The following is a 13,515-nucleotide window of genomic DNA, read 5'->3' as shown; positions in this document are numbered from 1 at the left end:
GAGAATAATATTCTCTCTCAGGAGAAGGTTATTCTCCGGACCAAAGGTCAGGCCCGGCGCGACAGGAACTCCAGCACCGCCTGCTTATGGGTCTTGTCGCCGACCGCCAGATTATGGTCGCGGCCGATGATGTCGAAGCTCTCGGCGCCCGGGATCAGCGCCGCGAGCTCCGGCCCGGAACCGGCGACATCGTCCTTGGTTCCGACGCTGACCAGGGTCGGCACCGCGATGGCGCCGGCCTCGGCGACGGTCAGCGTCTGGCGGGTGCCGCGGATGCAGGCGGCGAGCGCGCGCAGGTCGCTGCCGGTGTTCTCGGCGAAGGCCCGGAACATGCGCTGCATCGGGTCGGTCAGATCGGCGAGCGAGGGCGCCTCCATCGCATCGGCGATGCCGAGCGGCAGGCCGACGCCCTCGACGAGATGGATGCCGAGTCCGCCGAGCAACAGCGAGCGCAGCCGATCGGGATGCGCCAGCGCCAGATGCGCCGAGATGCGCGCGCCCATCGAATAGCCCATCACATCGGCCCGCTCGATGCGCAGATGGTCCATCAGCCGGCGCACATCCTCGGCCATGATGTTCGAGTTGTAGGCAGCGGGATCGTAGAGCTTCTGGCTCTGGCCATGGCCGCGATTGTCGAGCAGCACCACCCGGTAGCCGGCATGGGTCAGCGTCTTGCTCCACTGGGTGTTGACCCAGTTGACCATGTGGCTCGAGCCGAAGCCGTGCACCAGCACGATGGGATCGCCCGAGCCACCTTCGACGGTCGGGGCGAGGTCGAGATAGGCGAGGCTGACGCCGTCGGAATCGAATCGCTGCATGTCGTCGCGCCGCTCTTTGGAAAACTGTTGCGTCTGCTGTGCCATGGCGGGGCGGGTTTTGGTAGCCGCGCCCATCGGCATGGCAGCATGCAGCGGCGTCCCTGCCGCGCGCCCGCCCTCATCGCTTGGAGTCGTCCCGGCCGGAGTGAAGCGCAGAGCCGGAACGACCTGAACAAGCTAAGCGCCGCCGGTACACGCCCCTTCCCCAGCCCCTGCTCACCGCCTAAGAGTTCAGCCCATGAGCGAGCAAGCCACGGCCTCGGCCAAGACCTCCGCCCCGGCCCGAGGCCGCATCGAACTGCTCGACCTGGCGCGCGGCATCGCCCTGCTCGCCATGTTCGTCTACCATTTCGCCTATGATCTCTCCTTCTTCCGGCTGATCCGCGTCGATGTCGTCTCCGATCCCGGTTGGCGCCTCTTCGCCCGCCTGATCGCCGGTTCCTTCCTCGCGATCGTCGGCTTCAGCCTGATCCTGGCGACACGGAACGGCCTGAACCGGAAGGCCTATGCGAAACGCTTCGCCATGGTCGCCGGCGCCGCGCTTTTGGTCACGATCGGCACCTGGTTCGCGATCCCCGAGAACTTCATCTTCTTCGGCATCCTGCACCATATCGCGCTGGCGAGCCTGCTGGCCCTGCCGTTCCTGCGGCTGCCAGCCCTGGCTCTGGCGCTGGTCGCGGCGGCCTGGTTCGCCCTGCCCTTCATCCTTGGCGGCGAGGTCTTCGAGAGCGAATGGCTGTCCTGGCTCGGCTTCGGCCCCTGGCCCTACACTGCCGATTTCGTGCCGCTCTTTCCCTGGTTCGCCTGCGTGCTCGCCGGCATGGCGCTGGGCAAGCTCGCTCTGGCCAGGGCGCCCGAGGGCGACTGGGCGCTCTGGCGTGCCAGATCGGCCCCGGCTCGCCTCGTCGCGCTCGGCGGCCGCAACAGCCTCATCGTCTACCTCGTGCACCAGCCGCTGTTCATCGGCGCGCTGATGCTCTTCATGCAGCTCTCCGGGCCGAAGCTGCCCGACGCCGAGGCCGTCCCCTTCCTCAGCGCCTGCCAGCGCAGCTGCGTCGCGACCGGAACGCCCAAGGAGGCCTGCGAGCGCGTCTGCTCCTGCTCGATGGAGGGGTTGAAGCGCGATGAGCTCTGGAGCCGCGTGCTCGCCGACGCCCTCACCCCGGAGCAGACCGAGCGCGCCCGCGCCATCGGCATGGCCTGCGCCCGGGCTCGCTGAGGCCGGAAAGGCGGCGGGCAATGCTCTGAGATTATGGAGCCATCGCCGCGGCGCACTGGCGCGCCCGCAGGCGAGCGACTATCCTGCGCCGCAAATCGAGACGACAGAGAGCGACCATGGCCGACCACGGCACCCCGCATTTCCACAACGACCCCGGCGTCGCCGTCATCCATGTCGGCGCGCGCGAGCTGATGTGCATCGGCGCCAAGCCGCCCTTCGACCATCCGCATGTCTTCCTCGACATGGGCTCGGATGACGAGATCATCTGCCCGTATTGCTCGACGCTGTTCAAATACGAGCCTTCGCTCGGCGCCGGTCACGGCAAGCCGGCGGAATGCGAGTACCACGACGCCCCCAAGGCGGCTTGAGGCGCTTCCCGCCGGGGCACGGCGGGACATAGACGGCTGAAAGCCATGTTTCCGATCCTGATCGCCGGCGCCGGCATTGGCGGGCTCACTGCGGCCATTGCGCTGGCGCGCCGCGGCATTCCCGTCGCCATCGCCGAAAAGCGCACCAGATTCGCCGAGGCCGGCGCCGGCATCCAGATCTCGCCCAATGCCGGCCGGGTGCTCGAGGCGCTCGACCTCGGCATCGCCCTGCGCCGGGTCGCCGTCCGGCCCGAAGCGCTGGCGATCAGCCGCTGGCAGGGCGAGGCGCCATTGCTGCGGATGCCCTATGCGCCGCCGGCGCCGGGCGCGACGCCCTCGCGGGCGCTGAAGCGGGCCGATCTCCACCAGATCCTGCTCGATGCCGCCCGCACCCTGCCGAATATCCGCTGGCTGATCGGCCGCGGGCTGCTCGACTGTACCGAGACCGCAGCCGGCCTGACCGTGACGCTCGCCAGCGAAAGCGGCCAGACCGAGACCATCGAGGCCATGGGCCTGATCGGCGCCGACGGGCTCTGGTCGCGCGCCCGCGAGCTCACGGGCGATACGCGCCCGCCACGCTTCACCGGCTGGGAAGCCTGGCGGACGCTGATTCCCTCGGCCGAAGTGCCCTCCGAATTGCGCCAGCCCACCATTTCCTTGCGTCTCGGCAGCGCCCGCCATGCGGTCCACTATCCCGTTTCCGCCGGCAAGGAGATCAATCTCGTCCTGATCCGCGCCGCGCGCGAGGCCCGCCCCGGCTGGTCGCGCGATGGCGACGCACGCGACCTGACCGGCATCGCCAGCGGCGCCCCGATCGCGCTGCGCCATCTGATCGAGGCCGCGCCCGGCTGGCAGGTCTGGTCGCTCTATGATCGCGAGCCGGCGGCAATGGCGAAGGGCCGGATCGCCCTGCTCGGCGACGCAGCCCACCCGGTCCTGCCCTTCCTCGCCCAGGGCGCTGCGCTCGCCATCGAGGATGCCGCCGTCCTGGCGCATGAACTGGCAAACGGTTTGCAGGCCGGGGGCGCCGCCTCGGTTCCGGCCGCCTTCACCGCCTATGCCGCCGCGCGGCAGACCCGTGCGACGCGCGTCCAGCAGGCGAGCCGCGACAATGCCCGCTCCTATCATCTCGGCCGCCCCTGGAGCTTTGCCCGCGACCTCGTGCTGCGCCGGCTCGGCCCCGAAGGTCTGCGCCAGCGCTATGCCTGGGTCTATGACTGGCCGCTCCCGGGCTGAAAAATCGGGGCGGCACCCTCGTCAACGCCGCATTGGCTTCCTAGATTAGCGCCAACTGAACGAACGACGAGCCATGATCCGCATCGACCTGAACAGCCGCCTCAACCAGAGCACGGCCCGGCTGCCGCGCTGGGCGAGCTATCTCATCATGGCCGGCGCCTTCGCGCTCGGCGTACTGCTCTTCCTGGTGGCGGCCAGCCTCGCCTTGGTCCTGATCCCGGTGGTGCTGATCGGCGGCGCCGTCGCCGCCTGGCAGATGCGCCGGCGCATGCGCGCCGCCGGCATCGATCCGCAGAACCCCTTCGGCCAGCCCCAGCAAGGCGCTGCGCAGGGCGAGATTGTCGACGCCGAATACCGGGTCATCGAGACGAACGAGCGGCGCTGACCACTAGCTCCGGACGCGCCCGGCCAGCTCCGCCCGCAGCCGGGCATTCTCGGCTTCGAGCTCTTCCAGCCGCTGCCGTACCGGCGCCAGCGCCGGCCCCAGCTCCGCCTCGCTGAAGCGCGGCGTGATGTGCTGCGGGCAGTTCCAGTCGAAGCCCTCGACCTCGATCGTCATGCCGCGCTCCGGCACGGCCCGGTAGCCCGGCACGATCAGCCGCCGCGCTAGTTCCGGCTCCGCCGCGAGATCGTGGAAGCGGGCATGCCCGAAGATCTTCAGCCGGGCCTGGCGACCGTAATCCATCAGGAACAGGCAGATGCGGTCATCGGCGCTGAGATTGCCGAGGCTGAGATATTGCCGGTTGCCCCTGAGATCGGCGAAGCCCAGCGTCGCCTCGTCGAGCACGCGCAGAAAGCCCGGCGGGCCGCCGCGATGCTGCAGATAGGGCCAGCCGGTTTCCGAGACGCTCGCCATGTAGAAGGAGTCGCGGGCGGCGATGAAGGCCGCCTCGCTGTCGCCGAGCCGGTCGTGATGCGGCGCGCCCTCCTCCTGCCGCGCATAGGCCCGGCGGCTGCCCTGTGCCTCCTGGGCCGCCCGGACGGCGGGCGTGGTCGCGATCTCGAGAAAACGATGGGTCATCCTGCGGGCCTCCGGTCCCTGAGATGACCTCTTCACCGCCCTGCCACAATCACCGGCACCAGCAGTTCAAAATTCCAAAAGTCGGAACAATCCGGTCACGGCGACTGCGGCGATACGGTCCCCTCGAACGGCGTCCCGATTCCCTGTGGCAGCAACTGCACCGAAGTCCCCAATATCCAGACCTCGAAACAATCCTCCTCCACCTCGTTTCGCCAGCACAGGAGGCCGTCGTCTTTGACTCGCCAGCGCATCTCCTGGCGCCGGCTCATGGCATACGCGGTGACGCTGCCGTCGGGTCGGAAGCTGTAACGCCAATGGACGCCGTCGCTGTACTCCTTGTCCGCCAGCAGCCGCTCGATCGCCGTGCCGCGGATGCGCTTGGCGCCCGACTGCTGCGCCAGCCCCTGGGTCCCGAGGCAGGCTGCGGCCAGCACAGCCAGACCTGCCCTCCTCGCCTTCGCGCCCATCTCAACCTCCCGTCAGCCGGATGATGAGGACGCCTGCCGCTGCACAGCCGGCGAGCACCGTCATCATCCCCAGCTTGAAGCGCAGCATGGCCAGCATCGCACCGGCGGCGAGCAGCGCCGCCCGCCAGTCCAGCGTCGAAAACACCGGCAGGTCGGGCACGAGCGGCCCGAAGCTGACCGGCTTCACCGTGCCGAACAGCACGTGCAGCCCGAACCAGAGCGCGAGATTCATGATCACGCCGACCACCGCCGCGGTGATCGCGGTCAGCGAGGCCGAGAGCACCCGGTTGCCGCGCAGCGCCTCGACATAGGGCGCGCCCAGGAAGATCCAGAGGAAGCAGGGCGCGAAGGTCACCCAGAGCGTCAGCAGGGCGCCGAGGCTGCCGGCGAGAAGCGGATCGAGCCCGCCCGGCACCCGCCAGGCGGCGAGGAAGCCGACGAATTGCAGCACCAGGATCAGCGGCCCCGGCGTCGTCTCGGCGAGGCCGAGCCCATCGACCATCTCGCCGGCGACGAGCCAGCCATAGCCCTCGACCGCCGCCTGCGCGACATAGGCCAGCACCGCATAGGCGCCGCCGAAGGTGACCACCGCCATGGCGCTGAAGAAGCTGCCGATCTGGGTGAAGACATTCCCCCCGCCGGCCAAGAGCCAGAGCAGCGCCACCGGGCCGAGCCAGAGCGGCAGCCAGAGCGCCAGCGTGCGTAAGGCCCGGCCGCTTGAAGGCTTAGCGTGCTCCAGCTCGCCGCGCTCGAACATCAGGTCGACGACGCCCTTGAACTCGTGCGCGCCGCCCTTGCCGGCATGGCCGCCGGCCTCGAACAGCGCCGGCGCATAGAGGCTGCCGAGCCAGCCGGTCAGTCCGGCGCAGAGGATCACCAGCGGAAACGGCAGCTTGAACAGGAAGAGCGCGAGGAAGGCCGCGACCGCGATCGCGACCATCGCCCGGTTCTTCAGCGCCCGGCGGCTGATCCTGAGTCCGGCCTCGATCACCACGGCGAGAACCGCGGCCTTGACGCCGAAGAACAGCGCATCGACCACCGGTACGCTGCGATAGAGCACATAGAGCAGGGAGAGGCCCAGCATCACCAGCGCGCCGGGCAGGATGAAGAGCAGCCCTGCGATCAGCCCGCCCGCCGTGCGATGCAGCAGCCAACCGACATAGATGGCGAGCTGCTGCGCCTCCGGTCCGGGCAGCAGCATGCAGTAGTTGAGCGCGTGCAGGAAACGCCGCTCGCCGATCCAGCGGCGCTCCTCGACCAGCTCCTTGTGCATCAGTGCGATCTGGCCGGCCGGGCCGCCGAAGGAGAGCAGCCCGATCTTCAGCCAGACCCGCGTCGCCTCGCCGAGCGAGGGGATTTCGGCAGCAGCGGCCCTGCTTGCATCATCGGTCGCCGTCGTCATGGCCTTGCCTCCGCCCCTGCCGGCACGGATGGCCAGTTATGGGTTTCCTCTGTGGCATCGCGGCACCAGCGATAGAAGGCGTCGTAGAGCAGCATGCCGGCCTCGAGCTGTGCCAGATCATCGCGAAACATCCGCGACAATCCGAGCGACGCGGCTAGAAATCCGGCCGCCTGCGGCACGTCGTCGAGCCGGGCGGTGTCAGCCGCCCGCACGATCGCCGCGAGCCGGTCGAGCGCCGGAGTCGACAGGCCGAGCTCCGCGATCATGGTGTCGAAGCTGCAGCGCTCGCCGCGATGGCTCCAGAACACGCCGTCTATGTCGAAGGGCGTCGCGCCGAAGCGCTCGGCCACCGCAGCGACTTCCGACGGCGTCACGAACAGGAAGACGGCCGCGGGGTCGACGAAGCGGCGGATCAGCCAGGGACAGGCGATGCGGTCGACCTTGGGCCGCGCCCGCGTCACCCAGACGGTGCGCCCGGCACCGTCGCGGGCCGGCAGCCGGCCGACATCGACCAGCGGCAGGCCGGCCTCGCGCCAGGCCTCGAAGCCGCCGGTCAGCGTTTCGGCGGCGATCCCCTCATGCCGCAGCCAGGCCGCGACGCCTTCGCTGAGCTTTTGCCCGCGCTGGCAGCAGATCACGAGCTTGTGGCCGGCGAAGACATTGGCCCAGCCGGCGACGTCCTCATGGCTCCGGCGCTGCGCGGCCGGCAGCAGCCGTGGATCGGCGGCGAAATCCTCCGCGGTGCGGACATCGACGAGCACCGGCGCATCGGGCAGGCCGACGAGCCGTGACAATTGGGCAGCGCTGATCTGGATATTGGAAGACATGGCGTCCCTCCCGGAAGCTAGGAGACTGGACGCGATCCTTGGGCTGACGCCTCACGGGGTCGTCGCGAATGAACCCCTGCGGAATTTAGACCATGGCGTCGGGGGAGCGTCAACGGCGGTTTCATGAGACAACCGCCGTCATGCTCGCCCTTGTGGCGAGGATCCATGCCTTGGAGACCAAGCTGTCCGAGGGAGGGCGTGGATGGTCGGGACAAGCCCGACCGCGACGGAGAATCGAGCGCTGGCAGACGCCGCTCAATCGATCCGGCTGACCAGGATCTTGTCGATGCGGCGGCCGTCGAGATCGACCACCTCGAAGCGCCAATGGCCCTTCTCGAAGCTCTCCCCGACATTGGGCAGCCGGTTCATCTCCGCCAGCACGAAACCGGCGACCGTCTGGTAATCGGCATCGCGCGGCACATGGATGCCGAGCTCGTGCGAGAACTCGTCGACCTGCATCCAGCCGGCGACGAGATAGGAGCCGTCGGCGCGCGTCACCAGGGCCGGCTCGCTGTCGTCCTCCTCCTGGAAGGCGCCGGTGATCGCCTCGAGCACGTCGCTGGAGGTGATGATCCCCTCGAAATGGCCGTACTCGTCGAAGACCAGCGCCATATGCACCGGCGAGGCGCGGATCGCCCGCAGCACGTCGAGCGCGCCGGTCGTGTCGAGCACCACCGGGATCTGCTGGACCATGCTGCGCAATTCGCGCCCGTCGCCGTCGGAAAAGGCATCGAACATGTCCTTGACCGTGACGACGCCGATGATCGCATCCGCCTCGCCATCCTGCACCGGCAGGCGCGAGCGCCGCGTGGCGCGCAACTGCGCCCTGATCTCCGCCGGGCTGTCGGCGAGGTCGAGATGCTCGACCTCGCGCCGCGGCGTCATCAGCGCCCGCGCCGAACGGTCGGCGAGGCGCATCACGCCGGAGATCATCTCGCGCTCGTCGCGCTCCAGCACGCCGGCCGTCTCGGCCTCGGCGATGATGGTACGGACCTCCTCCTCGGTGACCTTCTCCTCCGACTCGCCCTTCTGGCCGAGCAGAGCGAGGACGGTCTTGCCGGAGACGTCGAGCAGCCAGACCAGCGGCGAGCCGATCTTGGCGAGCAGCGCCATCACCGGCGCGACCCGCGCGGCGACCCGTTCCGGATCACGCAGCGCGATCTGCTTCGGCACGAGTTCGCCGATGATCAGCGAGAGATAGGTGATCGCGACGACGACCGTGCCGACGCCGACGCCGTCCGCGACGGCGCTGGAGAAGCCCTGCTCGTCGCGCAGCCAGTCGGCGAGACGGGTGCCGAGCGTCGCCCCCGAAAAGGCGCCGGAAAGCACACCAACCAGGGTGATGCCGATCTGGACGGTGGAGAGGAAGCGGCCGGGATTGTCGGCCAGGCGCTGCGCCGTCGCCGCGCCGCGGCTACCCTGATCGCTGAGGACTTTGAGCCTTGCTGGTCTGGATGAGACGACCGCGAGTTCCGACATGGCGAGCACACCGTTGATGACGGTGAGGACGACGACGATCAAAATCTCGGTTAACAACACCAGCTCGAAGGCTGCAGGGCCGCACTCGCTATCGTCCTGCTTCGCTGGCGCTTATAGAGCATCGCGCGAAGAAGTGGGTACCGGTTTTTCGTAGGGCCCTATGCCGAACTTTACGTATCGGTCGCGCATTTTATCCTTCGGGCAGCTCCGCCCGAAAGCGATGGGAGAACGCAAAATTGCCTGAAGCCGAGATCCGCCAGTTCGCGCCCTCCGCCCAGCGCAACCGCGACCCGATCCTCGCCGTGCTGCGCGAGACCCTGCCGGCGAAGGGGCTGGTGCTCGAGATCGCCAGCGGCTCCGGCGAGCACGCCATGCATTTCGCGGCCGCCCTGCCCGGCCTGTCCTTCCAGCCCTCGGACCCCAATGCCGAGGCGCGCGCCAGCATCGACGCCTGGGCGAAGGAGGCCGCGCTGCCGAACCTGCTGCCCGCCCTGGCCCTGGACGCGTCGACGCCCGGCTGGCCGCTGGCGCGGGCCGATGGGGTGATCTGCATCAACATGATCCACATCTCGCCCTGGGCGGCGACGCAGGGACTGATCGCCGAAGCGGCGCGGCTGCTGCCACCGGGCGGCCCGCTCTATCTCTACGGCCCCTATCGGCAGAGCGGCGTGCCGCTGGCGCCGAGCAATGCCGCCTTCGACGAGAGCCTGCGCGGCCGCGATCCGCGCTGGGGCCTGCGCGAGCTCGACACGGTCGCAGCCCTCGCCGCCGCAGCCGGCTTCGGCCCGCCCGAGGTCACGGCGATGCCGGCGAACAATCTCAGCGTGGTGTTTCGCAAGCGCTGAGCGACGAGTGCGGCGGGCTTCAGAGCCTGTCGGAGAACGCCCCAGCCCTCATCCTTCGAGGCGCTGCTGGCGCGGCTCCTCAGGATGAGAACTCGAATATCCGGAGGCCGGCTCAGAGCACCATCGGCAGGACGAAGAAGCCCCCGACCACCACCACGACCAGCGCCAGCGCCGTCATCGGCAGATGCTTCTCGATGAAGATACGGATGTTGTCGCCGTAATAGCGCAGGGCGACCGCGATCATCGCGAAGAAGGTGACGCGGGAGATCACCATGCCGACGGTGAACTTCCAGAGATCGAAATGCAGGAAGCCCGACATGATCGTGACGATCTTGAACGGGATCGGCGTCAGCCCCTTGGTCAGCAGCACCCAGAACCAGTAGTCCTGCGAGGTGTGGATCAGATGGGCGGCCTTCTCCTGCAGGCCGTAGATGCCGATCAGCCAGGCGCCGACCGATTCATAGAGCAAGGCGCCGATCGCATAGCCGAGATAGCCGCCGGTGACGGCGCCGAGCGAGCAGACGCCGGCATAGAACCAGGCGCGGTCCGGACGCGCGATGCACATCGGGATCAGCAGCGGGATCGGCGGCAGCGGGCTGACCGAGCTTTCAACGAAGGTGATGGCGAAGAGCAGCCAGGGCGCTGCGGGATGGGACGCGTAAGACACGCACCAGTCATATGCACGCTTGAGCATTTACTGTTCGACCGCTCCCCGGGCTCGCCCCTGACGCATGGTTGGCGTGCGCCGCATGCATCTACGCGATCCCGCGGCCGGACGCCAGAATTCTCTTAGACCAGCGTCAATAGCGCGACCGTTTCGTGACGGAAAAAGGTCGGGGCGGCCCCGAAAGCACCACCCCGGCATTCGCCTCAGGCAAGGCGCTCGAGCGCCTCGGCGATCTTCAGCTTGCGGGCCTGCGCGATCGCCTTGCGCTCGCGGTTCTCCTCGACGATCTCCTCGGGCGCGCGCGCCATGAAATCGGCATTGCCGAGCTTGCGCTCGACGGCGGCGATGTCCTGGTCGAGCTTGGCGAGTTCCTTGGTCAGGCGCCCGCGCTCGGCATCGAGGTCGATGATCCCGGCGAGCGGCAGGGCCGCGATCTCGCCGCGCACGATGATCTGTGCCGACTGGCCGGGCGCCGCATCGGCGAACTCGATCGCCGAAAGCCGCGCCAGACGCTCGATCATCGGCGCCCAGGCCTCGACGGCGGCGCGCGTCGCGGCACTCGGCTTGACCAGCACCAGCGGCACCTGCGCCCCACCCGGCACATTGGTCTCCGAGCGGACCGAGCGGATATCGGAGATCAGGTCGACGACGAAGCCGATCTCGGCCTCGGCCGCCTCGTTGACCAGCGCGCCGAGCTGCGGCCAGCGCGTCAGGCAGACCAGCGCATCCTCCCCGGCCGGAACCGGCCGCGGCGCGCCGTCACCCGCTTTCTGCGCCCAGAGTTCCTCGGTCAGGAACGGCATGAACGGGTGCAGCAGCTGGCAGATCAGGTCGATGACATGGGCGACCGTCGCCTGCGTCTCGGCCTTCGCCGCAACGGCAGCCGCGTCGGTGCCCTCGCCCTGCAGCACCGGCTTGGAGAGCTCGAGATACCAGTCGCAGAACTGGCCCCAGACGAAGCGATAGGCCGCGTCGGCCGCCTCGTTGAACTTGAAGCTCTCGATGCCGGCGGCGATCGCATCGGCGGTGCGCGCCGCCTCGGAGAGGATCCAGCGGTTGAGCGGCAGCGCGACCTTGGCGGGGTCGAAGCCCTCGGCCCGCAGGCAGCCGTTCAGTTCGGCGAAGCGGGCCGCATTCCAGATCTTGGTCGCGAAGTTGCGGTAGCCCTCGACGCGCGCGGTCGAGAGCTTGATGTCGCGCCCCTGCGCCGCCATCGCCGAGAGCGTGAAGCGCAGCGCATCCGCGCCGTATTTGTCGACGAGCACCAGCGGGTCGATGACGTTGCCCTTGGACTTCGACATCTTCGCGCCCTTCTCGTCGCGAACGATGGCGTGGATGTAGACGTCCTTGAACGGCACCTCGTCCATGAAGTTGAGGCCCATCATCATCATCCGGGCGACCCAGAAGAAGATGATGTCGAAGGCGGTGACCAGCGTCGCGGTCGGATAGTAGCGCTTGAGCTCGGCCGTCTCCTCCGGCCAGCCCAGCGTCGAGAACGGCCAGAGCGCCGAGGAGAACCAGGTGTCGAGCACGTCCGCGTCGCGCGTCAGCGCGACCGGGCCGCCATAATGGCCGAGCGCCAGCGCCTGCGCGCCGGCCTCGGACTCGGCGACGAAGCACTCGCCATCCGGCCCGTACCAGGCCGGAATCTGGTGGCCCCACCAGAGCTGGCGCGAGACGCACCAGGGCTCGATGTTCTCGAGCCAGTCGTTGTAGGTCTTGGTCCAGCTCTCGGGCGTGATCCTGGTGCGACCGTCCTTGACCGCCTTGAGCGCGCGATTGGCCAGCGGCTTGACGTCGACATACCACTGGTCGGTCAGCCAGGGCTCGATCACCACGTCCGAGCGGTCGCCATGCGGCACGGTGTGGGTGTTGGGCTCGACCTTGCGCAGCAGCCCGCGCGCCGCCATCAGGCCGACCACCGCCTTGCGGGCCGCGAAGCGGTCCGTGCCGTGCAGCGCCAGCGTCTCCGCCTCGGGAGAAGCGCCTTCCAGGAAGTCGGCATTGTCCTGAATCAGGATGCGAGCCTCGCCGTCCAGGATGTTGACGATCCTCAGCGAATTGCGCTTGCCGACATCGAAGTCGTTGAAGTCGTGCGCCGGGGTGATCTTGACCGCGCCGGTGCCCTTCTCGGGGTCGGCATAGTCGTCCCCGAAGACCGGGATGACGCGGCCCACCAGCGGCAGCACGGCATTCCTGCCGATCAGCCCCTTGAGCTTCTCGTTCTCCGGATGCACCGCGACGCCGGTATCGCCCAGCATCGTCTCAGGCCGGGTCGTCGCGACGGTGATGTAGGTCGCAGGGTTCTCCGGGTCGTAGACCGCGCCCTCGATCGGATAGTCGAAATAGTAGAGATGGCCGTTCGGGTCCTTGGCCAGCGCCTTGTCGAGCTTGGCGGCGTCGAACGCCTCCTCGCCGTCGCGCTGCCATTTGAACGAGCCGGTCTTCTCGACCTGCAGCACCTCGAGATCGGAGATCGCGGTCTGGAACTTCGGGTCCCAGTTCACCAGCCTTTTGGCACGGTAGATCAGCCCCTGCTTGTGCAAGGCGACGAAGACCTTGAGGACGGCGGCCGAGAGCCCCTCGTCCATGGTGAAGCGCTCGCGCGACCAGTCGCAGGAGGCGCCGAGGCGCTTCAACTGGTTGACGATCATGCCGCCCGATTCTTCCTTCCACTTCCAGACCTCGGCGACGAAGGCCTCGCGGCCCATGCTCCGCCGGTCCGAACGGTTCTCGGCCGCGAGCTTGCGCTCGACCACCATCTGGGTCGCGATGCCGGCATGGTCGGTGCCGGGCTGCCAGAGCACGTCCTTGCCGCGCAGGCGCTCGAAGCGGCAGAGCACATCCTGCAGCGTGTTGTTGAGCGCGTGGCCCATATGCAGCGAACCCGTCACGTTCGGCGGCGGGATCACGATGCAATAGGGCTCGGCGCCGGGCGCGGCGCCACGCCCTGCCCGGAAGGCATCCGCCTTCTCCCAGGCCTCGCTGATGCGTGCCTCGACGCTGGCCGGCTCGAATGTCTTGTCCATCATCGCTTTGCTCGAACGCCGAAAGGCCGGGGAACCTGCCCCGGCCGTTGAATAACGAAAGCCAAAAGGTCTGCCGCCTTAAGAGCGCATGCGGGGGCTGTGCGTCAACGTTTTCGACGCGATGCAGCCCTGCATCG

The 13,515-nt window shown here is 68.4% G+C and carries 13 protein-coding genes; 5 read left to right on the top strand and 8 right to left on the bottom strand.

The genetic code is table 11. The annotated features are described in order from the left end of the window. Positions 1-47: 47 nt before the first annotated feature. Positions 48-818: an alpha/beta fold hydrolase gene (locus tag AC3RCC_RS12685; protein WP_492258615.1), complete on the bottom strand. Its 771-nt coding sequence runs from the start codon at positions 816-818 to the stop codon at positions 48-50. Positions 819-1,056: 238 nt separating this feature from the next. Here AC3RCC_RS12685 and AC3RCC_RS12680 point away from each other — a divergent pair, with 238 nt between their 5' ends. From AC3RCC_RS12680 to AC3RCC_RS12665, 4 genes are all read left to right on the top strand, one after another. Then, on the top strand, positions 1,057-2,037 hold the full coding sequence (locus AC3RCC_RS12680) for an acetyltransferase domain-containing protein (protein ID WP_291638524.1): 981 nt from the start codon (positions 1,057-1,059) through the stop codon (positions 2,035-2,037). A 116-nt stretch (positions 2,038-2,153) separates the two neighbouring features. After that, complete coding sequence (locus AC3RCC_RS12675; protein ID WP_066467298.1) at positions 2,154-2,405, top strand: zinc-finger domain-containing protein; 252 nt, start codon at positions 2,154-2,156, stop codon at positions 2,403-2,405. 45 nt (positions 2,406-2,450) lie between these two features. Further along, positions 2,451-3,641 carry an FAD-dependent monooxygenase gene (locus AC3RCC_RS12670; protein WP_492258614.1) on the top strand — a complete coding sequence of 397 codons (1,191 nt, stop codon included), beginning with the start codon at positions 2,451-2,453 and terminating at the stop codon, positions 3,639-3,641. Positions 3,642-3,714: 73 nt separating this feature from the next. Continuing rightward, positions 3,715-4,026 carry a hypothetical protein gene (locus tag AC3RCC_RS12665; RefSeq protein WP_291638526.1) on the top strand — a complete coding sequence of 104 codons (312 nt, stop codon included), beginning with the start codon at positions 3,715-3,717 and terminating at the stop codon, positions 4,024-4,026. Between the two features lie 3 nt (positions 4,027-4,029). On the opposite strand, the gene AC3RCC_RS12660 is transcribed toward AC3RCC_RS12665, so the two are convergent. The 5 genes from AC3RCC_RS12660 to AC3RCC_RS12640 all read right to left on the bottom strand — a co-directional run bounded on the left by AC3RCC_RS12660 (position 4,030) and on the right by AC3RCC_RS12640 (position 8,879). Beyond that, positions 4,030-4,662 (bottom strand): pyridoxamine 5'-phosphate oxidase family protein, encoded by a 633-nt coding sequence (locus tag AC3RCC_RS12660; RefSeq protein WP_492258613.1) that lies wholly within the window; start codon positions 4,660-4,662, stop codon positions 4,030-4,032. Between the two features lie 95 nt (positions 4,663-4,757). Beyond that, entirely contained in the window at positions 4,758-5,129 is a 372-nt protein-coding gene (locus tag AC3RCC_RS12655; RefSeq protein WP_492258612.1) for a hypothetical protein, read from the bottom strand. 1 nt (position 5,130) lies between these two features. Further along, positions 5,131-6,531 carry a chromate efflux transporter gene (gene chrA / locus AC3RCC_RS12650; protein WP_492258611.1) on the bottom strand — a complete coding sequence of 467 codons (1,401 nt, stop codon included), beginning with the start codon at positions 6,529-6,531 and terminating at the stop codon, positions 5,131-5,133. Next, positions 6,528-7,358: a chromate resistance protein ChrB domain-containing protein gene (locus AC3RCC_RS12645; RefSeq protein ID WP_452118877.1), complete on the bottom strand. Its 831-nt coding sequence runs from the start codon at positions 7,356-7,358 to the stop codon at positions 6,528-6,530. The genes chrA and AC3RCC_RS12645 overlap by 4 nt, the downstream gene beginning before the upstream one ends. A 255-nt stretch (positions 7,359-7,613) precedes the next feature. Further along, positions 7,614-8,879 carry a hemolysin family protein gene (locus AC3RCC_RS12640; RefSeq protein WP_291647509.1) on the bottom strand — a complete coding sequence of 422 codons (1,266 nt, stop codon included), beginning with the start codon at positions 8,877-8,879 and terminating at the stop codon, positions 7,614-7,616. A gap of 194 nt (positions 8,880-9,073) precedes the next feature. On the opposite strand from AC3RCC_RS12640, the gene AC3RCC_RS12635 reads away from it, so the two are divergent. Continuing rightward, entirely contained in the window at positions 9,074-9,682 is a 609-nt protein-coding gene (locus AC3RCC_RS12635; protein ID WP_492258610.1) for a DUF938 domain-containing protein, read from the top strand. A 112-nt stretch (positions 9,683-9,794) separates the two neighbouring features. On the opposite strand, the gene AC3RCC_RS12630 is transcribed toward AC3RCC_RS12635, so the two are convergent. Together AC3RCC_RS12630 and AC3RCC_RS12625 are read right to left on the bottom strand one after the other, a co-directional pair. Further along, positions 9,795-10,376: a YqaA family protein gene (locus AC3RCC_RS12630; RefSeq protein ID WP_291638531.1), complete on the bottom strand. Its 582-nt coding sequence runs from the start codon at positions 10,374-10,376 to the stop codon at positions 9,795-9,797. 176 nt (positions 10,377-10,552) lie between these two features. Next, entirely contained in the window at positions 10,553-13,381 is a 2,829-nt protein-coding gene (locus tag AC3RCC_RS12625) for a valine--tRNA ligase (RefSeq protein ID WP_492258609.1), read from the bottom strand. Positions 13,382-13,515 lie beyond the last annotated feature (134 nt).

The organism is Allobosea sp. GW823-FHT01F03 (genome assembly GCF_058798075.1).
The sequence above is the reverse complement of the archived record's forward strand: the minus strand, read 5'-3'. Positions and strand labels throughout refer to the sequence as shown.